This is a genomic window from Duganella caerulea (assembly GCF_040362985.1).
Taxonomy (GTDB): Bacteria; Pseudomonadota; Gammaproteobacteria; order Burkholderiales; family Burkholderiaceae_D; genus Rugamonas; species Rugamonas vulcania.
On sequence record NZ_BPWJ01000005.1, the window covers coordinates 298,489 to 320,581 of the forward strand.

The 22,093-nt window shown below is 63.6% G+C and carries 18 protein-coding genes; 11 read left to right on the forward strand and 7 right to left on the reverse strand.

Going from position 1 to position 22,093, the window contains the following annotated elements; genetic code table 11:
• Positions 1 to 17 precede the first annotated feature (17 nt).
• From ACUJB0_RS17090 to ACUJB0_RS17110, 5 genes are all read left to right on the forward strand, one after another.
• Positions 18 to 1,811, forward strand: coding sequence for a methyl-accepting chemotaxis protein (locus ACUJB0_RS17090; RefSeq protein ID WP_444846242.1), 1,794 nt, complete (start codon positions 18 to 20; stop codon positions 1,809 to 1,811).
• Positions 1,812 to 2,176: 365 nt separating this feature from the next.
• Positions 2,177 to 3,979, forward strand: a complete 1,803-nt coding sequence (locus ACUJB0_RS17095) for a DUF2345 domain-containing protein (RefSeq protein ID WP_444846243.1) — start codon at positions 2,177 to 2,179, stop codon at positions 3,977 to 3,979.
• A gap of 17 nt (positions 3,980 to 3,996) precedes the next feature.
• Positions 3,997 to 5,682 (forward strand): esterase/lipase family protein, encoded by a 1,686-nt coding sequence (locus ACUJB0_RS17100; RefSeq protein WP_444846244.1) that lies wholly within the window; start codon positions 3,997 to 3,999, stop codon positions 5,680 to 5,682.
• Between the two features lies 1 nt (position 5,683).
• Positions 5,684 to 7,066 carry a T6SS immunity protein Tli4 family protein gene (locus ACUJB0_RS17105; RefSeq protein WP_444846245.1) on the forward strand — a complete coding sequence of 461 codons (1,383 nt, stop codon included), beginning with the start codon at positions 5,684 to 5,686 and terminating at the stop codon, positions 7,064 to 7,066.
• A 78-nt stretch (positions 7,067 to 7,144) separates the two neighbouring features.
• Positions 7,145 to 7,411 (forward strand): PAAR domain-containing protein, encoded by a 267-nt coding sequence (locus tag ACUJB0_RS17110; protein WP_444846246.1) that lies wholly within the window; start codon positions 7,145 to 7,147, stop codon positions 7,409 to 7,411.
• Between the two features lie 14 nt (positions 7,412 to 7,425).
• On the opposite strand, the gene ACUJB0_RS17115 is transcribed toward ACUJB0_RS17110, so the two are convergent.
• On the reverse strand, positions 7,426 to 8,424 hold the full coding sequence (locus ACUJB0_RS17115) for a J domain-containing protein (protein ID WP_444846247.1): 999 nt from the start codon (positions 8,422 to 8,424) through the stop codon (positions 7,426 to 7,428).
• A 115-nt stretch (positions 8,425 to 8,539) separates the two neighbouring features.
• Positions 8,540 to 9,691 (reverse strand): class I SAM-dependent methyltransferase, encoded by a 1,152-nt coding sequence (locus ACUJB0_RS17120; protein WP_444846248.1) that lies wholly within the window; start codon positions 9,689 to 9,691, stop codon positions 8,540 to 8,542.
• Positions 9,692 to 9,748: 57 nt separating this feature from the next.
• Between ACUJB0_RS17120 and ACUJB0_RS17125 the strand changes: the two genes are divergently transcribed.
• From ACUJB0_RS17125 to ACUJB0_RS17140, 4 genes are all read left to right on the forward strand, one after another.
• The gene (locus ACUJB0_RS17125) at positions 9,749 to 10,534 is read left to right on the forward strand and encodes an SDR family oxidoreductase (RefSeq protein WP_444846249.1); all 786 of its coding nucleotides are present in this window, start codon (positions 9,749 to 9,751) and stop codon (positions 10,532 to 10,534) included.
• 24 nt (positions 10,535 to 10,558) lie between these two features.
• Positions 10,559 to 10,957: a dihydroneopterin aldolase gene (locus ACUJB0_RS17130; RefSeq protein ID WP_444846250.1), complete on the forward strand. Its 399-nt coding sequence runs from the start codon at positions 10,559 to 10,561 to the stop codon at positions 10,955 to 10,957.
• The gene (gene ttcA, locus ACUJB0_RS17135) at positions 10,954 to 11,880 is read left to right on the forward strand and encodes a tRNA 2-thiocytidine(32) synthetase TtcA (protein WP_444846251.1); all 927 of its coding nucleotides are present in this window, start codon (positions 10,954 to 10,956) and stop codon (positions 11,878 to 11,880) included. The genes ACUJB0_RS17130 and ttcA overlap by 4 nt, the downstream gene beginning before the upstream one ends.
• A 77-nt stretch (positions 11,881 to 11,957) precedes the next feature.
• Positions 11,958 to 12,341 carry a hypothetical protein gene (locus tag ACUJB0_RS17140; RefSeq protein WP_444846252.1) on the forward strand — a complete coding sequence of 128 codons (384 nt, stop codon included), beginning with the start codon at positions 11,958 to 11,960 and terminating at the stop codon, positions 12,339 to 12,341.
• Here ACUJB0_RS17140 and ACUJB0_RS17145 read toward each other — a convergent pair.
• The 3 genes from ACUJB0_RS17145 to ACUJB0_RS17155 all read right to left on the reverse strand — a co-directional run bounded on the left by ACUJB0_RS17145 (position 12,338) and on the right by ACUJB0_RS17155 (position 16,791).
• Positions 12,338 to 14,107 (reverse strand): M14 family metallopeptidase, encoded by a 1,770-nt coding sequence (locus ACUJB0_RS17145; RefSeq protein WP_444846253.1) that lies wholly within the window; start codon positions 14,105 to 14,107, stop codon positions 12,338 to 12,340. The two genes, ACUJB0_RS17140 and ACUJB0_RS17145, sit on opposite strands and share 4 nt — an antisense overlap.
• Positions 14,108 to 14,200: 93 nt before the next feature.
• Positions 14,201 to 15,820, reverse strand: a complete 1,620-nt coding sequence (locus tag ACUJB0_RS17150; RefSeq protein ID WP_444846254.1) for a S41 family peptidase — start codon at positions 15,818 to 15,820, stop codon at positions 14,201 to 14,203.
• 59 nt (positions 15,821 to 15,879) lie between these two features.
• On the reverse strand, positions 15,880 to 16,791 hold the full coding sequence (locus ACUJB0_RS17155) for a LysR family transcriptional regulator (protein ID WP_444846255.1): 912 nt from the start codon (positions 16,789 to 16,791) through the stop codon (positions 15,880 to 15,882).
• A 103-nt stretch (positions 16,792 to 16,894) separates the two neighbouring features.
• Between ACUJB0_RS17155 and ACUJB0_RS17160 the strand changes: the two genes are divergently transcribed.
• A complete protein-coding gene (locus tag ACUJB0_RS17160; protein ID WP_444846256.1) occupies positions 16,895 to 18,112 on the forward strand; it encodes an MFS transporter in 1,218 nt (405 codons plus the stop codon).
• On the opposite strand, the gene ACUJB0_RS17165 is transcribed toward ACUJB0_RS17160, so the two are convergent.
• Positions 18,109 to 18,921, reverse strand: a complete 813-nt coding sequence (locus tag ACUJB0_RS17165; RefSeq protein WP_444846257.1) for an AraC family transcriptional regulator — start codon at positions 18,919 to 18,921, stop codon at positions 18,109 to 18,111. The two genes, ACUJB0_RS17160 and ACUJB0_RS17165, sit on opposite strands and share 4 nt — an antisense overlap.
• Before the next feature lie 78 nt (positions 18,922 to 18,999).
• On the opposite strand from ACUJB0_RS17165, the gene ACUJB0_RS17170 reads away from it, so the two are divergent.
• Complete coding sequence (locus ACUJB0_RS17170) at positions 19,000 to 19,260, forward strand: hypothetical protein (RefSeq protein WP_444846258.1); 261 nt, start codon at positions 19,000 to 19,002, stop codon at positions 19,258 to 19,260.
• Here the strand turns inward: ACUJB0_RS17170 and ACUJB0_RS17175 are convergent.
• Positions 19,257 to 21,968 (reverse strand): TonB-dependent receptor domain-containing protein, encoded by a 2,712-nt coding sequence (locus tag ACUJB0_RS17175; RefSeq protein WP_444846259.1) that lies wholly within the window; start codon positions 21,966 to 21,968, stop codon positions 19,257 to 19,259. The two genes, ACUJB0_RS17170 and ACUJB0_RS17175, sit on opposite strands and share 4 nt — an antisense overlap.
• Positions 21,969 to 22,093 lie beyond the last annotated feature (125 nt).

Here is a 22,093-nt window from a genome sequence, read left to right on the forward strand (position 1 = left end):
CCTACCCACGCGCCCTTATGAACCTGACCAACTTCAAAATCAAAACCCGCCTCGGCGCCGGCTTCGGCGTGCTGGTGCTGCTCATGCTCATCATGATAGCGACCGCCATCGGCCGCTTCGGCGCCATCAGCCAGAGCGCCAAGGGCATCGTCGAGCGCGACTGGCCGAGCGCCTCGGCCGCCGCCACCATCGACGCCGCCGCGCGCGAGGACGCGCGCCGCGTGCTGGCCCTGTTCGTCATCACCGACAAGGCGCAGCGCGCCAAGAGCTATGAGCGGATCGACCAGGACAAGAAGACCATCGACGCCGCGCTGGTCACGCTGGGCCAGCTGACCGAGACGCCCGACGAGAAGGCGCTGCTGGCCAAGATCCAGGCCGCGCGCGCCACCTACAACACGGCCTTCCTGAAGGTGGCCGACCTGGTCGAGGCGGATGACCGCGACAAGGCGTCCGAGCTGATGAACCGCGAAGCCTTCCCCGCGCTCGACACGCTTGAGGAACTGACCGGCGCCATGGTCAAGCAGCAGAAGACCGACATCGAGGACGGCGGCAAGGTGGCCACCGGCCACATCGACTTCTCGCGCACCATGATGATCGTGCTGGGCGTGGTGGCGCTGATTGTCTCGGCCGCGCTGGCGGTGTGGATCACGGCCTCGATCACCGGCCCGCTGGAGGAGGCGGTGGCGATCGCCAAATCGGTCGCGGCCGGCGACCTGAGCACGCACATCGAGGCGCGCGCCAGCGACGAGACGGGCGAGCTGCTGGAGGCGCTGCAGCACATGAACACCAGCCTGGCGCGCACCGTGCACGAGGTGCGCAGCAGCACCACCACCATCAACCGCGCCTCGGCCGAAATCGCCAGCGGCAATATGGACCTGTCGGGCCGCACCGAGTCGCAGGCCAGCTCGCTGGAGGAAACCGCCAGCACCATGGAGGAGCTGACCTCCACCGTCAAGCAGAACGCCGACAACGCGCGCCAGGCCAACCAGCTGGTGATCTCGGCGTCGTCGGTGGCCACGCGCGGCGGCGAGCTGGTGGCCCAGGTGGTCGACACCATGGGCTCGATCAAGGCCAGCTCCAGCAAGATCGTCGACATCATCGGCGTCATCGACGGCATCGCCTTCCAGACCAACATCCTGGCGCTCAACGCGGCGGTGGAAGCGGCGCGCGCCGGCGAGCAGGGACGCGGCTTCGCGGTGGTGGCGTCGGAGGTGCGCAGCCTGGCGCAGCGCTCGGCCACGGCGGCCAAGGAAATCAAGGTGCTGATCGACGATTCGGTGGAGAAGGTGGACGGCGGCAGCGCCGTGGTGGACGAGGCCGGCCAGACCATGGGCCTGATCGTCACCTCGGTGCAGCAGGTGGCCGACATCATGGCGGAGATCACCTCGGCCAGCCAGGAACAGAGCATGGGCATCGAGCAGGTCAACGAGGCGATCTCGCAGATGGACGAGATGACGCAGCAGAACGCCGCGCTGGTGGAGCAGGCGGCGGCCGCCGCGCAAAGCATGCAGGACGAGGCGGCCACGCTGTCGGCCTCGGTCAGCGTGTTCAAGCTCGATAGCAGCTACGCCGCGCAAGCGGCGCCGGTTGCGGCGGCCCGGCCGGCGGCGCGTACCGCGGCACGTCCTGCGGCGCATCCAATCGTCGCCAAGGCGGCCGGCGACGATGCAACGCCACGGCTGGCGTCAGCCGGCAAGCCGGCGGAGGCCCGGCCGGCCGCCAAGCCAGCCGCAAAGCCGGCCGCGAAATCGGCCGCCAAAGCCGCGTCCAAGCCCAAGGCCGATCTGAATTCGGAGTGGGAAGAGTTCTAAGCAATTGGAGAGGAGGCCCCTGTTACTGCGTCTCCTCCGCGTCAGGCCGCGCACACACCGACACGGTGAAACAACATCGTAATTTCGCGTATGCGAATTGCGCGCTGACGCACAGCCTGCGCCCTTCTCGGGGCGCCCTACACATTCGACCGGCAACGCCACACGCAATATAGCCGTGCATGGCTAGGCGCGGTGCAGCCCAATCAACTGACGCAGCAGCCCTATCATGTCATGGGCTCGCGTACGAAATTGCACCCGCGCACAATTGAATCTTGCAAAACAAATAAATATTATTTCATCTATAATTTGTTGCCATTCTTGTACCGTTACGCGATCCGGATTATCGCAGCCTTGGCGCCCTGCGCATGCTTCGCCATGAGTACGAATCGAAGTGTCATCGCGGCGAGAGCGGCGTGCGCGACCTGTGCATTGGCCAATGGATCGGAGTGACCGGCCATGCCGTCGTTGACGCACATCCGCCGGAAGAACGCGAATTCGTCATCACCGAGCTGCAGGTGGATGCGGAGAACAATCTGCCCAAGGCGCTGAATGACAAAGCGCTTCGCCTATTTGCTTTGAATCGCTGGCGCGGCGACGAATCAACGGCTGCGCTGGGACAGGCCAGCGAAGAGCGCGGCGTACGTTACACCAACCACTTCAGCTGCGTGCGGCGCGGCATCGCCATTGTTCCTTCGTACGACCCACGCGTCGACCTGCCGCGCACCGAGGCCGAAAGCGTGATCGTGGTCGGCCCACCCGGCGAAGAGGTCCATTGCGATGAGCTGGGGCGGGTAAAGATCCGCTTCCCTGCTTGTCGTGCAGATGACCATGGGAACGGTGCGGGTGCATCCGATACCGACCGCGACTCGGCATGGGTACGCGTAGCCGGGACTTGGGCTAGCCGCCAATGGGGCGCTATCTCGTTGCCGCGGGCTGGCGACGAGTGTATTGTGACATTCCTGGGAGGCGACCCGGACAAGCCGATCATCACCGGCCGCGTTTATGGAGGCACCACGCGTCCTCCAACGTTCAGCCATGCCGGCGGTTTGCCGGGCAACCGCTATGTGTCTGGCATTAAGAGTAAGGAAGTCCAAGGCGAACGCTACAACCAGCTGCGCCTGGACGACACGCCGGCCCAGATCAGTGCGCAACTATCCAGCGAGCACGGGCATAGCGAATTGAATCTCGGCTATCTGAGCAAACCACGCTACGAAGGCCAAGGAGAGCCGCGCGGCGAAGGCGCGGAACTACGAAGCGACCACGCGGTTGCAATCAAAGGCGCGCAGGGTGTCTATATCAGCGCGGACGCGCAGTTGCGAGCGGCGGGACGTCAATTGGAGCGTGACGGGTTGACGGGCTTGGCCGACGCCTTGCAAAGTATTCAGCACCAATTGGCCGAACTCGCTGGCGGCCATCACGCCGAAGACGGCGATGCCAAGCCTTTGTCCCAATTGATTGGCCATCTCAAGCAGTGGGAAAAAGGCAGTAACACCGACGGAGGAAAAGGCAACCCGGCCGGCGGACAGCCAATTGTGGCCGTCAACGCGCCAGCCGGCGCGATACTCGGCAGTTCTGACAATATCGTTATCGGGGCGCAAACGCATGTGGATGTCGTTAGCGTCGGCAATACCCAAATGTCCGCCGGACGCAAGCTGCTGCTGAACGCGGCGCAAAGCGTCAGCCTCTTCGCGCACAAACTGGGCATGAAGTTGATAGCAGCTGCCGGCAAGATCGAAGTGCAGACCCACCAGGACAATATAGAGCTGACGTCAGCCAAGAAGATCGTGCTGTCCGCCGCAGAGGAAATCGTCATCCAGGCCCCCAAGGTGAGCATTGTGAGCCAGGGAGCACAGACCGTATATGGCGGCGGCGCGGTCAACCACACGCTCTCCGGGAACTACACGGTGAAGTCTGCCGCCTTCGCGCATAGCGGTCCGGGTGACGCCAATCCACCGGCATTGAATCTGCCAAAGAGCAAGGTGAAGACTGATGAAAAGTTCATCGTCCGCTACATCGGTAGCAACGCTCCAGTCAAAGGTGCGGCTTATACCATCACCCTGAACAACGGAAATGTGATCAGCGGGATGACCAATGCCAAGGGCGAAACCGAACTGAGTAAAGAGCAAGAAATGCTCATCGCCGATATTGAAATCCGCGACGGCGTTTAAAGAAGAGAAACCAAGCAATGACAGACACTACACCAACCCGTGAAGTTCGTTCGCAATATGACGGCACGACAGTACGCGCGAAATCCGTGCTGTCGCCGGAAGGGTTCCCCGTGCGCGCACTGGTCAAGTTGTACCCGAAGCGCATCATCCCGATCATTTTCATTCCTGGAATTATGGGAACGAACCTCCGGGTAAAGAATAGTAAAGACCATGCGTGGCGTCCGCCCAATGGAAAATTGGCCGGCATTGTCCAAGTCATAAAATACCTCGGTAAGGATGCTAAAGCGAGGAAGAAAATATTGCATCCGGATCATGTCGAAGTTGATGAGGAAGGCCCTGTTAAACTGACGGGAAAGGTTGAGAATCAGTTGAAAGGGGCGCCAGACCTTGATCCGGAAAAACTGGCAAAATTGTTCGGCTGGGGGGAATTGCATAAAGACAGCTATGGGGGAATCTTAAACACGCTGCAGGAGCGCCTGCACGATATTCTAAAGACGGATGGAACACCAGATGATGCATGGACAAAGCTGGTCTTGGAACAGCAACAAGTTCACCAATTTGGCGCCGAAAAGACATTTGAAGAAATTACGCCTGATGACCTGAAGAGGTTTGCCAATGCTGCATATCCAATTCATGCCGTTGGTTATAACTGGCTCCAGTCGAACAATGTTTCAGTCCTGCGTCTGGTGGACAAGATCGACGCCATCACTGATTTCTACAAGAACACCTTGAACAAGGATTGCGAAAAGGTGATCTTGGTTACCCACTCCATGGGGGGATTGGTAGCACGAGCCTGTACGCAGTTACAAGGGAAGAGCGACAAAGTACTTGGTGTACTACACGGCGTGATGCCTGCAATAGGTGCCCCGGCAACCTACAAGCGCATGCGAGCAGGTTTTGAAGGTGTTGAACAAGTCCTACTAGGGCGAAACGCGGCCGAAGCCACAGCCGTTTTAACACAATCACCTGGGCCAATGGAACTGTTACCTACATCCGAGTACCGCGCCAAGTTGCCAAATGGGACGATGCATTGGTTACGAGCACGATATGAAAGCAAAGACGGCGAGCAGATCGCCCCCGTCTTCTTGGGAGATGGAAATCCGTACGATGCTATTTATCCTAACTATGACGCTTGGTGGCGCCTCGTAAAAGCGGAACTCATCAATCCAACGAAAGTGACCATCGCAACTGATCAAAAGAGCGATTGGGCAGATAACAATATGCGAACTGATCCCGATTTTAACGCCTACTTAGACCAATTGAGCATAGTTCGACGATTCCATGAGTCCCTGCTAGGGCAATATCATAGCAACTGCTATGCGTATTATGCCGCTGATTCAAACCAACCGGCATGGGGCGAGGTGTGCTGGAAGGCGAACATTCCAATTGGAGATTATTCGCGAGGTGAATTAATTGATGACGATCAGAATGGCACTGTCAAAGTAAAATTTGGTGATCAGATATGCAGACTTGAGATAGAGGGTCAGAATCTTCCGGGCGACGGTACAGTGCCGGAGTTCTCTGGCCAGGCGCCGAAACCGTTCGTCAAACAAATCTTTCGCCACGAAGGCACGGCCAAAGGCCATGTCAGCTATGACCACCAAGGTAGTTATGGAAATGACTTTACAGCGGGGCTGACGCTCTACGCCATTGCGAAGTTAACACTGGCATCTGGCGTATTAGATGGTGCCGCAGGGGATTAGTATGAACAAATGGAATTACCACAGGCAAAAATTTTTCTTCTGGGTGCGGACACTGACGCTATTAATTTCGACCATCCCTGCAACGAATGCCTATGCAAGAGAACAATCTATGACTCATACGAATCCAGGTCAAATAATTACCTATTCCATAGGACGCTACCTCATCGATCTGCCGGCAGAAGCCCACTACAGAGGTGGAAGGTTCAGTTACGCCTACACCGATATTGAAATCGAAGCCAGGACTCAAGAAGCCTTTTTGGAAGAGATACGCTCGGAAGAAAAGAAAATGAAGGGTTTGACGCATGGGGGTGACTCACCTCTCCTCGTAAACGTTTTACGGCTCGGCGATGACAGTAGTGTGCTCGCATACTGGAAGCACGATACGAGCAGAGAAGCCATCGTCGATGGGTATCGCTGGCTGAATGGGAAACGTTATCTCTTTCGACGGATTGTAAGCGGTCCGAAAATTGATGAGGGTACCGCATGGATGAAGAATTTCATTTCACTGGTTCGACCGCTCAACGGTGAAATTTCAGTCTCTCGGGGCTTTTGCATCCTAGATGCCATTATTCTTGATGATGGGCGCACCTACCCGGAAAGCGCCGACTTGCACTTTGAATTTCAGCACAAAAAAGACATTACTCTCGATATCAGCACTTCGGTCAACGAAGGTAATCCGCCGGAGTCTCTGCTTTCGCGAAAACCTAGCGTTATGGGTGCGCTCGGCACCTTAGGTGCAACCCTTGCCGGGGTACGTACAATCAAGGAGGGCGACAGAAAGATCGGAGACACGGCTGGCCAACAGTGGCTGATAACAGCGCCAAATGACGTGGGCCACAAGGCACATCTTTTTACCTGGGAGGCGCCGGGAGCGACTCGGGACAAGATGCATCCCCAGATCCGTGTTGATTTGGAATCGGCAAAATATGGACAGGGCGTCGAGCCGGGGCCTGCTAGTTTAACAGATCAGGAAATGCTCAAACTCTGGGAAAAGATCCTCAATTCGCTGCGCCTCCGTCCAACAGATGATGGCAAGAGTAGTACAGCCGATGACAAGAAATCGCCACCGGGAATTTCTGGAGATGTGCTGCCACTTGGCGAACTTGCCCGAACCGGCATGGCTTGTCCACAAACTGGCTATTGGAATTGCCCTGAGAACGATCTGAACGGCAGCACCCGATTATTTAAACAAGGTGACGTTATGCCGACCGCAAACGTTAAGCGTGAATTGTCGTTCATCGAACGAGTCAAAGGCACCAGTGATCACTACAACACCAATACCGTGTGGCGCTTGGTGCGGTATGCCGAGGCGGATGAGAAGACCCATCCGGTTTCGCCGTCTGATGCAGTAACCGATCAACCCGCGAGCGATACGCAAACATAGCGATCTCGAGCTGGCTTGCTCGATTTTTGGGATGCCACTTGGAATATTACTCGCTCTTAAACTGGATCATGTTTCGATATGCCGAATGTCATTCGTCTGAACGACCCAACCTCACACGGCGGCAAGGTGGTCAGCGTGAGCGCAAGCTGGTTTTCCGTCGATGGAATTGCAGTGGCCCGCGTTGGTGATCAATGCAGTTGTCCCATACCTGGCCATGGAATCTGCGTCATTATCGAAGGCAATGCCCATCACGTCATCGATGGAATACCTGTCGCGTATGATGGCCACAAGACCAGTTGCGGTGCTGTCCTGCAGTCCACCTTAAGCAATTTTAGTTCGAGTTAAAGGCGCTGGCCTCGCTAGTTGCTCACCGCTGGCTCCGCCTTGGCCGCCGCCGTGCGGCTGGCGGGCGCGCAGCCGCTCTGGTTGGCGCCCACGTCCAGGTTCTGGTAGCGGATCTCGTACTTGCCGTTGGCGAGCTTGTCGACCAACAGCTTGTCGTGCGCCTGCACGTAGGCGTAGCGCACGTTGGAATGGCGCTCGGTGTCGTAAATCTTGATGAACACCGCCGACGCGTTGCCGGCGTTGTCGAGCGTCAGCTGCATGTCGTCGCCACGGTTGCCGACCGGGAAACCGGTCATGTAACCGGACTGCGTCGGCCATGGCTCGCCGTTGGGCGCGACCAGGGTCTGGGTTTCGCTTTCGCAATCGGCGGTGGCGTTCGGCAGTATCACCTGCGACAACGCCTGCACCTTGATCGCCGCCGGCCGGCTGCTGTTCGCTTCCGGGTAGTACGGCTGGGCGCCGGCCCAGGCCTCGCGCATCTCGGCCTTGGGATCGCGCGCCGCCTCGCGCGGCTGCGCGCTCCTGCCGTTGTCGCCCTTGCCACCCCACGCCGCCGCCAGCGCGGACGACACCACCTGCGTTTCGGACATCATGGTCACGCCTGCCACCCAGCCCAGCATCAGGCTGGCCGCCAGCCCGCCCCACCACTTCCACGCACCGCGCCGGCGCGGACGCGGCAGGTCGTCGACCGGTTCCGGGCTCCAGGCCCGCTCCGCGCCGTCGTGGCGGTGCTTGTCGCCGCGGTGGCCGTCCTCGTGGCGGGTGCTCTCCAGCCATTCGATTTCCCACTCCTCGGCCGCGATCCATTCATCGTGCTCCTTGCGGCGCTGGGTGTCGGACAAGGTGTCGTAGGCGCTGTTGAGAATGGCCATGATGCGCGCAGCCTTCTCATCCCCCGGATTTTTGTCCGGGTGGTATTTTTGACTGAGCGCCTTGTAGGCGGCACGTATGACTTCCTGCGGCGCCATGCGCGACACCTTCAGGTTGTCATAGTGAGTGTGTATCTTTGCCATCGTTCCAATAATTGTCCGGCGAGCGTGCGTTATTCATCATAGCCGATCTGGCGCGCCGTAACTCAGCGATCAAACAAGGTTTGGCCTTGCTGTTCTGACCACTGTAACATTTAATCTACAGGCGGTGGGTGCGGTCATGAGCGGCTATGGCGTCCGGCAAGGCGACGTTCTTGCCGATCACCAGCACCTTGAACAACTCCCCCATCTCGGCCGGCGACAACAGCTTTTGCAAGGCCTTGGCCTGCGGCAGGTAGCGCATCGCGTCGGACGGGTCGGTGCGCAACAACAGCTCGCCGGCGCCGGCACCGATCAGGAAGCCGGCCTGGTTCAGGTAGGCCAGCACGTCGATGCCCGCCTCCTGCGCGGCCAGCGCCATCGCCGTGAAGTCGACGTGGGCGGTGATGTCCTGCAGGCCCGGATAGTAGAACGGGTCCGGGTGCGAATGGTGGCGGTAATGGCACATCAGGGTGCCGGTGGCGCGCTGCTCCAGGTAGTACTCGTGCGCCGGGAAGCCGTAGTCGAACAGGAAGGCGGCGTTGGCGCGGCCGTTGCGCAGCATGCGCGCCAGCGTCGCCATGAAGCCGCAGGCCACGCCGTGCACCTCGGTCACGTAGCCGACCGGCAGGCTGTCGTGATCCTGGATCTGCAGGGCGATCTGCGCCAGCAGCTCGGGGCCGGCCGGCACTTCGAGATAATCGAAGCGGCCGTCGCGCACCGTCACCTTCAGTTCCTGCCAGCCTTCCGGATGCCTGGTGATCAGCTGAACCGGCATGGCGTCGAGCACCTCGTTGCCGACCACCACGCCGTCGAAGGCGTCGGGGAATTCGTCCAGCCACTCCACCTGCGGGAAATCGCGCAGCTTGTCCTGCTGGCGCGCGCGCAGTTCGCCGGACAGCTCGACGATGAAATAGCGCTCGATCGCCACGCCGGCGGCGGCCATCTCGGTCAGGATGTCGAAGGCCAGCTTGCCGGTGCCGGCGCCGAATTCGAGGATCCGCGGCGCGCTTTGGGCGATAATAGCGGCTGCGGCCTGAGCCACGGCGGCGCCAAACAGCGGCGTGAGCTCGGGCGCGGTTGTAAAATCGCCATCTTTGCCGAGTTTGGCGGAGCCGCCGCTGTAGTAGCCCAGGTCGGGCGCGTACAGGGCCAGCTCCATGTAGCGGGCGAAGGAAATGGCACCGTCGTTGCGCGCGATTTCGGCGGCGATCAGGTGCTGCAGGGCGTGGGACGCGGCCAGCGCGTCACTGGTGGGAACAGGTAGGGACATAACCGGCATTGTAGCGAATCGGCGCGCCGGGCCGCCAATTTGACATTCAGACAGCACATGACGACAGCAGAACAAACAGCAACCGGCACGCCAGTGGCGCTCGTGACCGGCGCCGGCCGCCGCATCGGCCGCGCCATCGCGCTCGGCCTGGCGCGCGCCGGCTGGGACGTGGCGGTGCACTACCGCGCCTCGGCCGACGAGGCGCGCGCGGTGGTGGCCGAGATCGAGGCGCTGGGCCGGCGCGCCGCCGCCCTGCCCTGCGATCTGGCCGACGAGGCGGCCGTGCGCGCGCTGCTGCCGCAGGCGGCGGCCGCGCTGGGCGCGGTGCGCTGCGTGGTCAACAACGCCTCGCTGTTCGAGTACGACAGCGCCGCCGACTTCACCGCCGCCCGCCTCGACGCCCACATGCGCGCCAACGTGGCCGCGCCGGTGATCCTGGCGCAGGCGCTGCACGCGGCCTTGGCGAGTACCGGCGAACAGGGCGTGGTGATCAACCTGCTCGACCAAAAACTGTACAATCTCAATCCTGATTTTTTGTCGTACACCCTGTCCAAGGCGGCGCTGCACACCGCCACCACGATGCTGGCGCAGCAGCTGGCGCCGGCGGTGCGGGTGGTCGGCATCGCGCCCGGCATCACGATGGTGTCCGGCGACCAGACCGAGGCCGGTTTCGCCAACGCGCACCGGCAAACCCCGCTGGGCCGCTCCAGCACCCCGGAAGATATCGCCGACAGCGTGGTCTACGCTGCCACGGCGCGCGCGCTGACCGGCACCACCCTGCTGGTCGACGGCGGCCAGCACCTGATGCCGCTGCCGCGCGACGTGATGTTCCTGGCCAAATGAATACCATCTCTAGAAAGTGAAACTATGCTGTCCGCCCTGATCCACCCGCAACTGAACGACTGCCGCCGCCTGTTCCTGCGCAATTACGAAGTGCTGATCAACATCGGCGTCTACGAGTTCGAGAAAAAGGGCGAGCAGCGTTTGCTCATCAACGTCGACCTGTACATCCCGCTGGCCGTCTCGACCCCGGTCAAGGACCAGCTGGAGGAAGTGGTGGACTACGACTTCATGCGCGACTCCATCGCCAAGCTGATGGCGCGCGGCCACGTGCACCTGCAGGAAAGCCTGTGCGACGACATCGTCAGCGCCATGCTGGCCCACCCGCGCGTGCGCGCGGCACGCGTGTCGACCATGAAGCCGGACGTCTATCCAGACTGCGAAGGCGTCGGCGTGGAAGTATTTAAAATCAAGGAAACCGTATGAACGCAGTACTCGACAACGCAGCGGCCGCGCCGGCCGGCAAATCGGCCGAGAAGATCGCGCTGGAAAACAACAAGCTGCACAAGCGCCTGTGCCGCCTGGTCGGCCAGGCCATCGGCGATTTCAACATGATCGAGGACGGCGACAAGGTCATGGTCTGCCTGTCCGGCGGCAAGGACAGCTACGCGCTGCTGGACATCCTGATGACGCTGCGCGAACGCGCGCCGATCAACTTCGAACTGGTCGCCGTCAACCTGGACCAGAAGCAGCCCAACTTCCCCGACCACATCCTGCCGGCCTACCTGAAGGAACTGGGCATCCCGTTCCACATCGAGAACCAGGACACCTACAGCATCGTCAAGCGCCTGATCCCGGAAGGGAAGACCACCTGCTCGCTGTGCTCGCGCCTGCGCCGCGGCATCCTGTACCGCGTGGCCGATGAACTGGGCTGCAACAAGATCGCGCTGGGCCACCACCGCGACGACATCCTTGAGACCTTCTTCCTGAATATGTTCTTCGGCGGGAAGCTCAAGGGCATGCCGGCCAAGCTGGTGTCCGACGACGGCAAGCACATGGTGATCCGCCCGATGGCCTACGTGAAGGAAGAGGACACCGAGCGCTATGCCGAGGTCAAAGGCTTCCCCATCATCCCGTGCGACCTGTGCGGCTCGCAGGAGAACCTGCAGCGCAAGCAGATCAAGGGCCTGATGCGCGACTGGGAAAAGAAATTCCCCGGCCGCGTGGAGAACATCTTCTCGTCGCTGTCGACGGTGGTGCCGTCGCACCTGATGGACCGCGACCTGTTCGGCTTCAAGGACATCAAGGCGGACGGCCAGGCCAATCCGCTGGGCGACATCGCCTTCGACGAAGAGCCGTGTTCGACGCCGTCCACCGTGCCGGGCATCATCCCGCTGCAGCGCAACTGAACGGCGCCCGGTCTTCCTCGTCCCTCTGCTAGTGCAAATTACGCTATATTGCGTAAATAACCACTACCAGGGGAAGCATGATGAAAATCGATACCAAGGCGCTCGGCAGTGCCAGCGCGGCGGCCTTCGCCACGAGCAGGAAATCCGGCGGCGCCGATTTCAAGGCGGTGCTCGAGACCAAACAGCAGCCGCCGACGCAGCCGACCGCCGCGCAGGAGCTGGACACCTACATGAAGAAATCGCCGGCCGAACGGATGGCGGAAATGATCCTGAAAAGCCTGGGCGAGACGCCGGAATCGCTGGCGGCCAAGTCGCCCGAGGAACAGGCGTCGATCATGGCCAAGGTGGCCGCGCTCATCAAACAGAAGATGGAAGAAGCCACCGCCAAGGCAAATGGCGGCGGCGATGGCGGCGGCGTTAGTGGCGCCAGTGGCGTTACTGGCGTCAGCGTCTCCGTTTAAAACTTCTGCGCGGTGCGCATCACCGGGTAGAGGTTGAAGCGCTCGTCCCACGATGCGTGGCGGCGCGCGAAGAACTCCAGCCGCTTGGCCGGGCTCTTGTTGAACTCCGCGTCGCTGTCCAGCTTTTTCTGGAACTCCTCGCGCAGCGCCGGATCGGCCTCCAGCTGCGCCCGCGCCACGTCCTCCGCCACGTATTCCTCCATGTATTCCTTGCGCTCGAAGGCGTTATTGAATTCGCCCCAGGCCAGCAGCGAATCGGCGCCGCGCGGCTCCAGCATCGTCATCACCAGGCGCGCCTTCGGTTGCGCGATCGGCACGAACAGCGCGCCCTTCGCCAGGCTGCGGCGCTCGCGGCCCCAGTCGCCCTCCACCGCCAGCGATTGATGGCCCTCGAACGACTGCGCGCCGAACTTAGTCTTGGTCGCGCGGAAGGTCTCCACCTCGGCCGCCATCTGGTCCGACGCCAGCACCTTGAAGGCGATGCCGTGCTGTTTCAGCTTGGCGCCGATGCGCGCGGCTTCGGCCAGCGGCACCAGGTAGCCGCCCTTCGGCGCGGCGATCTTCAGGTCCGGCACCACTTCGTCGCGCAGCGGCACGCTCCACATCTGCGGCTTGCTCTCGTCGTAGTGCGTCATCAGGCCGCCCGACACTTCCGAGTAGCCGCGCGTGTATTCGTAGCCGGGGAACTCGATGGTCTTGGCGTTGAAGGTGGTGCGGTAGCTGATCGGGAAATCGGCGCCGGCCATGGCGGTGGCGCGGGCGTCGGCGTCCTGCGTCATCTTCTGCCATTCCTTGCCGTGGACGGCGACCTGCGACAGCAGCGAGACGATGGTGTTGCGGGTGATGCGCACGCGGGTCGGATAGTCCTTCCACGAATGGGTTTCGACCAGCATCGCGAAGCGGTTACGCAGCGGGAAGTAGCCGGTCGAGAAGCGCGGCGTCGCCATGCTGTCGACGAAGCCGGAGGTCGGATCGTCGTCGGCCGCGAACGAGATGTAGTACGGCTTGGGATCGGAGCCCTGCGCCTTCAGGTCCGCCATCACGGCGGTCTGCAGCGCCGCGCCGGCGCGCTTGAGTTCCTCGTCGCCGCCGTGCACCGGCTCGACCTGGATCGAGACGTCGGGCTGGAACTTGGCGCCGTCGGTGACATGCAGGTCGATGTAGGCCAGCGGATCCCAGGCGTTCACCAGCGCCAGCATGGCCTGCATCTCCGGCGCGTCGGCCTTCACGTAGTCGCGATTCAGGTTGTAGTTCTGCGCCGTGGTGCGCCAGCCCATCTCCACCGGGCCGCGCTGGTTCGGGCGGTTCCATTTGCCGAAGCGCTCATGGCCATCGACGTTGAACACCGGGACGAACAACAGCACCTGCTTGTCCAGCGCGCCCGGCGCGGCCTTGTTCTCGAGCGCCTCGCGCAGCGCCAGGAAGCCGGCGTCCTTGCCGTCGATTTCACCGGCGTGGATGCCGCCCTGCACCAGCATCACCGGCAGGCCGCGCTTCTTCGCCTGCTCGGCGGTCAGCGCGCCGGTGCGCGAGACGGCCAGCGCCAGCATGGGACGGCCCTCCGGCGTGCGGCCGAATTCGAAGCAGCGCACCTGCTTCGGATACGCCTTCTGGAAGCGCGCGCACAGGTCGACGACTTCGTCGTAACGGCCGGTGTTCTGGAAGCCGGAACGTTCGGCGATGGTGCTCAGGGAGGTGGCGGCGGGCGCTGCGACGGCCAGCGTGGAGGTGGCGGCAAAGGCAAGCAGAATGGCGGAACGTATCATGGACAGGCTTCCAGCAAGGGTTGAGTGGCCAATGCGCGGCGGGAGCGGCCCGCCGGCATCGGATGCGCTGGAAATTATAGTCGGCTTTGCGCGTCAGCGATTGCGGATCGCGATTTCCTTCACCGGCGGCCGCACCAGCTGCATGGCGCCCTGTGTGGCGCCTTCCTTGGCGCCAGCCTGCATGCGGTTGCCCTGCGGCGCCACCGGACAGGCCCCGCTGGCGCGGTAGCTGAGCGCCGTAGCCAGCATGTTCTCGGCCGGGTCGCCCAGCGTCTGCGTCAGGTCGTCGCTGGCGCGGCAGGTCGGCGGGAAGCCGTCGGCGTAGTCGCCGAAGCCCTTGTTGTTCATGCCCTGGTACTGGATCGAAAAATAAGTGGTGCCGCAATTCGGGGACGGAATAAAGGCATACGGCTTGCCGCAGGTTTCGCCGCCGATCAGCGTGACCTCGATGTCGATTCCGCGCAGGCTGTTGATGACGGACTCGCTGGCCGAACAGGTGCCGGGCGTGGTCAGGATGGTGACCCGCTTCAGGCCAAGGTAAGGCAGCGGCGTGCCTGGCGGGAGCTGGCCTGGCGATTTGAAACCGCTGGTGCTGGTCAGGAATTTCGACGGCGGATCCTGCTTGGTCTTGTCGTTGGCGCGCAGCTGTTCGAAGGTCTTGCCGGCGGTCGGTCCCGGACCGGCGATCATGTAGGCCAGCTCGTTGGCGATGTCCAGCAAGCCGCCGCCGTTGTAGCGCATGTCCAGCACCACGTCGGTGACGCCGGCGCTCTTGAAGCCGCCGATGGCCTTCACCAGCTGGCCTTCGGCCACCGCATTGTGCTCGTTGAATTGCAGGTAGCCGACCTTGCCGCTGGCCGTGTCGAGCAGCTTGACGTTTTGCACCGGCGGCACCGCCAATTGCTGCGACGTCATGGTGACCGTGCGCTGGACGCCGTCGCGGCTCAGCACCATGCGATGGGATTCGCCGGCCTTGACCGGGAACAGGCCGGCGTTGAGCGCGGCCAGGCCGGCGGTGCTGGTGTCGCCGATGGCGACATCGTCGACCGAGACCAGCATGTCGCCGCGCTGCAGGCCGGCCAGGGCGGCCGGGGAATCCGGCGCCACCATCGTCAGCGTCCACACGCGCCGGGGCGAGGTGTCGGTGCTGCGCAGCCAGGTCAGGCCGTAGCCCAACTCGACGCCGGAGTCCGACAACGCGCGCCATGCGTCGGTCGGATAGGTGAAGTGGAAGCGGTCCTTGGGCCGGCCGGACGCGGTGATGACCGGCGTTTTCAGGTCGGCGAAGTAGGCGGTTGTGCTCTTGTAGCTTTCGATCTTGAGATCGGCAGGAAGCTCCTTGTACCAGAGGTAGGCGTTCTCCTGGACGGAACGCAGCCATTTCAGCTCGTCCATCAGCGTACCCTGCACCTCGACCGAGGAGCCCGGGCGCGGCTTCTCGCAGTGCGAGGCCAGCACGAACCAGTCGCCGGTGTAGTCCAGCGGCGGCGTGACGGGTGGCGTGACCGGCGGGGTGACCGGCGGCGTCACGGGCGGCGTCACGGGTGGGGTCACTGGCGGCGTGACCGGCGGGGTGACCGGCGGCGTGACCGGCGGGGAGACCGGTTCAGCCGGCGCAACCGGGGTGGCCGGCGCTGGCGGGGCATCGCCGCCGCAACCGCTCAGCAAGGGCAGCGCCAGTGCGGCCGCGAAGGCAAGGGGAGTTATTTTCATCGCCAAATTATAATCCGCAATCCGCGCCAACGTATCTATTTAGCAATCTTTCTTACAATTTAGGCCTGCAGGTCGGGATCGGCCTTGAACACGCCGGCGATCCAGTCCGCGAACACCCGCAGGCGCGGCGACGCCATGCGGCCCTGCGGGTACAGCAGCGAGATCGGCATCGGCGTCGGCGGGGTGGCCGCCAGCACCTCGACCAGCGCGCCGCTGGCCAGATGCTGGCGCACCTGATAGCGCGCCGCCTGGATCAGGCCCATGCCCTGCAGGGCGCAGATGACGTAGGCGTCGGGATCGTTGACCGCGATCGCGCCGGGCACCTCCACCATCGTCACGCCGCCGTCGATCACATAGTCCCACGCGAAGGCGCGGCCGGTGCGGCCGGAGAAATGCGTCACGCCGCGATGCGACGCCAGGTCGGCCGGGGTTTGCGGCACGCCGTGCGCGGCCAGGTAGGACGGCGCGGCGCAGGTCAGGAAGCCCATGTTGCCCAGCCGCCGCGCGACCATCGCCGAATCCTGCAGCTCGCCCACGCGCAGCGAGCAGTCCAGGCCTTCCTGCGTCAGGTCGGTGAGGCGCTCGTTCAGGCTGACCACCAGTTCGATGTCGGGATACTCGCGGCAAAAGCCGGCGATATGCGGCAGCACCGCGTGGCGGCCCACCGCGCCCGGCAGCTCCACCCGCAGCTTGCCATGCGGCTTGCCCCGGCCGTGGCCGCGGAACACGCCCTCGGCATCCTCCACCGCCTGCAGAATCTCCAGGCACTTCCTGAAGTAGTCGGCGCCGTCGGGGGTGAGCGACAGGCGGCGCGTGGTCCGCTGCAGCAGCTGGGTGCCGAGGAAGGCTTCCAGCTTCTTGATGGTCGCCGTGAGCGCGGCGCGCGGCAGGTCCAGCGTTTCGGCGGCCCGCGTGTAGCTATTGGCCTCGACGATGCGCACAAAGGTCTGCATGGCCTTGAGCCTGTCCATGATTGTTCATCTTATGTGAAAAGTGTAAGGGCATTATGCCCTAATTATCTTTGCTGCGGTTTTGCCTAGAATCTGCCCATCCCCACTTACTTACGGAGTCATCATGAGCAATTCCGCACAAGACGACATCAGCCCCGGCATGGTGCTGCTGCTGGCCGCCGCGACCGGCCTGATCGTCGCCAACCTGTACTACGCGCAAACGCTGGTCGGCCCGATCAGCGCCGCCACCGGCCTGTCGCCGCAAGCGGCGGGCCTGATCGTCACGCTGACGCAGATCGGCTACACCCTCGGCCTGCTGTTCGTCGTGCCGCTGGGCGACCTGCTGGAAAACCGCCGCCTGATCGTCACCGGCCTGCTGTTCACCTCCGCCATGCTGGTGCTGGCCGCGTTCAGCACCAGCGCATGGATGTTTTTGAGCGCCGCGCTGGGCATCGGCCTGGGCTCGGTGGCGGCGCAGATCATCGTGCCGTTCGCCGCCCACCTGTCGAAGGAAGCCACGCGCGGCCACACGGTCGGCAAAGTGGTCAGCGGCCTGCTGCTGGGGATCATGCTGGCCCGCCCCGCCGCCAGCCTGATCGCCGACGCCAGCAACTGGCACGTGGTATTCGGCGGCGCCGCCGTGCTGGTGCTGGCCGTGGCCCTGGTGCTGCGCGCCAAACTGCCGCTGCGCGTGCCGACCGCCACGATCAGCTATCCCGCGCTGATGGCGTCCCTGTGGCACCTGTTCCTGCGCACGCCGGTGCTGCGCCGCCGCGCCGCCTACCATGCAGGCCTGTTCGGTTCCTTCAGCCTGTTCTGGACCGTCACCCCGCTGATGCTGGCCGGCCCGCAGTTCCACCTGTCGCAGACCGGCATCGCGGTGTTCGCGCTGGTCGGCATGGCCGGTGCGGTGGCCTCGCCGGTCGCCGGCCGCCTGGCCGACGCCGGCCACACGCTGATGGCAACCGCCGCCGCGCTGGCGCTGGGTGTGGTGGGCTTCGCGCTGCCGATGGTGGCGCCTGAATCCCGCAACGTGGCGCTGGCGATGCTGGTGATCGCATCCATCGTGCTGGACATGGGTGTGGCGGCCAACCTGGTGCTGGGCCAGCGCGCCATCTTCTCGCTGGGCGCGGAGGTGCGCAGCCGTCTGAATGGCGTGTACTTCGCGCTGTTCTTCGCCGGCGGCGCGCTCGGTTCGGCGCTGGGCGGCTGGATGTTCGCCACCCACGGCTGGCACGCCGCGCTGTTGACCGGCATGGCCTTCCCCGGACTGGCGCTGCTGTACTGGCTGACCGAGTATGCCGCGCACTCCTCGGCGCTCAACGCCGGAGTGAAAGTCTAAGGCAGCGCCAACGCCGCCGCGTGTGCGGAGGCGAATCCGCCGGGCGCCACGCCCATCTCGCGGCGGAACATGGCGATGAAGGCGCTCAGGCTGTCGTAGCCCAGCTCCAGCGCCACGGCGGTAACGGCCTGCCCGGCCGCCAGCAGCTCCACTGCCCGCATCAAGCGGGCACGCTGGCGCCAGTCGCTGAAGGAAAGGCCGGTCTCCTCCACGAAGCGCCGCGTCAACGTGCGCGGGGCGATGGCGGCCCAATCGGCCCACTCATTCAATGAACGCGCATCGGCCGGATCGGCGGCCAGCGCCAGCGCGATCTTCAACGCGCGGCGGTCGGTGGGCATGGTCAGCACCAGCTGTTCGCGCGCGGCGGCCGCCAGTTCGTCCAGGATCACCGCCACGATGCGCTCCTGCGCCGGCCCCCGCTCGGAAGCCTGCCACGCGCTGGCGCGCAGCACCGCCTCCCTCAGCAACCCGGAAACCTGGAACACCTGCGGCAGCGCGGGCAACGCGGCGCAGGCGTCCGGCGCGACGTAGACGCTCCAGCCGCTGGTCGGCCCGTGCGCATCGAGGCCGTGCGGGTGATGCGGCGGCATCCAGATCGCATACCCCGGCGGCACCACCAGGCGCTCGCGCTCCGTGCCGATGGTCAGCAGGCCGCTCAAGGCGCCGATGGCCTGGCCACGCGCGTGGCTGTGGGTGGGCGTGTGCCGCATGTCGCCGGCCGACAGCGCGGCGAACAGCAGCGGGCCGCCATCGGCATCGGCGCGGGCGGGATCGATCTGGGGAGATGGTTTGGCTTGCATGCGACACATTATGGCATCGCCGCGCAAGCCAGGCCACCGTCGCGCTGCCAAGATGGAGTCCTCATCAACCCACAAGGAGTTTTCATCATGCGAGCACAAGACGTACTGCCAGACCATATCAATGCCGGAGAATTCAACGGCGTCACCGTGAGGAAGGGCACCGTCGGCGCCTTCCTGGCCAACGCCCGCACCTTGCAGGCGAAGGACAGCTCGGAAGAGGCCCGCGCCGAAGCGCGCGCCGACATCATCGACGGCCTGCCGGGTGTGGTGGCGCTGGGCGTCCTCGATATCTTCGAAATCAAGGATCCGGCGCTGCGCGAACTGGTCGCGCAGCACCTGCCAGCTTAGGAGCCGAAGTGGTAATTCAGCTCGACCCAGCCCTGGCGGCCGGTCGGGCTGTAGTTACCGACCGGGTAGTAAGGCCAGCCGCCGCTGGTGTCGGGCTTGACCTTGTTGAACAGGTTGTTGACCGCCACCGACAGCGTGGTGCGCTGGTTCAGCCGGTAGACGACGCTGGCGTTGGCCAGCGTCGTCGGCGACAGGAAGGCCGTGCCGGCACCGTTGGGCACTTTGCCGTAGCGTTGCAGGAACAGGGTGTTCGACCAGTCGCCCTGGTTCCAGGTCAGGCTGGCATTGAGCTTGTCGCGCCAGTCGGCGTTGCCCAGGTCTTCCAGGTCGTCGATCAACTCGTCGCCTGAGAACTGGCGCGACTTCTTGTTCAGCGTCTTGGAGTAGGCGCCCTTGGCGATCCATACGCCATATGCCTGCGTGCGCAGCACGTACTTGCCGCTGATGTCGATGCCGCTCACGCTGGTCGAGGCGGCGTTGATCGGGCTGACGCGGATCTGCCAGATCTCGCCCGGCTTGTTCAGCGCCGTCAGCGGATTGCGGACCACGCGCGCGATGGTGTCGGCGCAGGTCGGCGAGGTCAGGTCGTTGGTGGTGCGGCAGTGCGCCTCATCGCGCAGCAGCTTGTCGGCGCTCAGGTTCGTGACCAGGTCATCGATCTTGATGTTCCAGTAGTCCAGCGTCAAATCGAAGTTGGCGCTTGGCGACCACACCGCGCCCAGGCCCGACGAGCGGCCCTTCTCCGAACGCAGGTCCTTGCTGCCGGACTGCTCGTAGTCCGCGCCCGGCGACACGTTGGCGAACTCGCACTTCTCGACCGGCTGGCCGGCCTTGGCGCAGCGGTAGTAGTCGGTGGTGGACGAGTAGTAGCCGGTGCCGCGCGCTTTGAAGATGTAGTTCATGTCCGGCGCGCGGAAGCTGGTCGAATGGTTCCCGCGCACCAGCAGCTGCGCGGCCGGACGCCATTCCAGGCCGGCGTTGTAAGTCAGCTTGCCGTCGCTGCGGCCGGCGAAGCTGTAACGGTCGTAGCGGCCGGCCAGCGTGGCGTCGAGCTTTTGCAGCAGCGGCACGTTCGCCTCCACGCCCAACGCGTAGCGTTTGCGGGTGCCTGCGGTGACGTCGGACGGCGTCACGGTGTTGAAGTAGCCCTGGTTGATGCGCGGATCCGGCGTGTTCGAGAAGCCCTGCTTGCCCACCTCCGCCACCGCCGCCAGCTTGACCGGGCCGGCCGGCAGCTGGAAGGCCTCGCCGTTGGCGCTGATGCTGGCGGTGTTGGTCCATGACTTGTCGTTGCTGACCGAAGTGCCGGTGATGCTGTCGAATTCCGACGGCGTCAGGCGCCGCGTCAAGCGCGCCGGATCGGGCGCGTAGATCGCCACGCCGTCCGCGTCGACACCCAGCTTGGGGCCGAGGAAGAAGCTGTCGATGTTCGACAGCGCGCGCGGCGTGTGGCTCTCGCTCTTGTACTGCGATGCGGTGTAGGCGGCTTCATACTGCCAGCCGGTGCCGGGGATGCGGCCCTTGGCGCCGAAGGCGATCGAGCTGGCCTGGTCGTCCCAGCTGCGGTTGTAGCGCTGCACGCCGCCGATTTCCTCCGGCGCGATGTAGCGGTTCCATGCCTCATAGGTGCCGCTGTTCCGGTTCCAGAAATAGCTGTCGGCGGTCGATGCCGACGTCCATGACGCCCCGCGCGTGTTGTTGGCGCTGCGGTTCTGGCCCAGCAGCGCTTCGGCGAACAGCGTGGTGTCCGCCGACAGATCGTAGTTGGCGCTGCCGAACAGATTCTGGCTGCTGTTCTTGGTCTGCGTGGTCCAGTAGGTCGGCCCCACCTTGCCGCTGCCGCAGTAGCTGCCCGCCTTGCCGGTGAACTTGACGGTGCTGCCTTCGAACAGGTCGCCCAGGCTGGCGCAGGCCTCGCCCGGATCGATGTATTTGCCGGTGTTGACGTTCTTGCGGCCCAACAGGGGAGTCGGCGCCACGCCGGTCTTGGCGCTCATGAATTCGCGGTCGCGGCTCCACAGCGGATCGCGCTTTAGGAACTCGGCGCTGAACAGGGTATTGAGCTTGCCGAAGCTTTGGCCGCCGGTCAGCTGCAGGCGCTGGTCGCCGCCACCGCCGCGCGAGGTGCCGCCGACTTTGACGTTGACGTCCACTCCCTCTGCCTGTTTTTTCAGGATGATGTTGACCACGCCCGCGATGGCATCCGAGCCGTAGACGGCGGAAGCGCCGCCGCTGAGGATCTCGATGCGCTCCACCACGCCCGATGGAATATTGGCCAGGTTGGTGAAGTTGACCGTGCCTTCATACGCGATCGGGAAGTCCGCCATGCGGCGGCCGTTGAGCAGCACCAGCGTGTGGTTCGGCCCGAGGCCGCGCAGGCTGATGGTGTTGGCCGACGGCGTGAAGGTGTTGCCATAATCGGCGCCTTGGGTGAAGCCGCTGTTCTGCGTCAAATTGCTGAGCGCATCGAAGACGTTCTTGTAACCCTGCCTGGTGATGTCCTCGCCGGTGACGACGGTGACGGGCGAAGGCCCTTCCGGGCTGGCGCGCGGAATGCGCGAACCGGTGACGACGACGGCGGGTGGCGTGGCGGTGACTGCAGTGACTGCGGCCGCGTCCTGCGCTTGTGCCAGCGCGGGAGCGGCGGCCCCGCACAACAGGGCGATAGCGCCTGCCGCCAGAGACTTCAATTCAAATTGTGTTTTCATTGAGGTGATCCGGGTGAAGAATGGGACGCCACCTTAGCAAGCCACCGGACAAACCTGAACGAATGAATTCGCGATTGCTTATGCATTATTTTGTGGTCTAATCTCAGGACTCGCGCCCCCAAGGA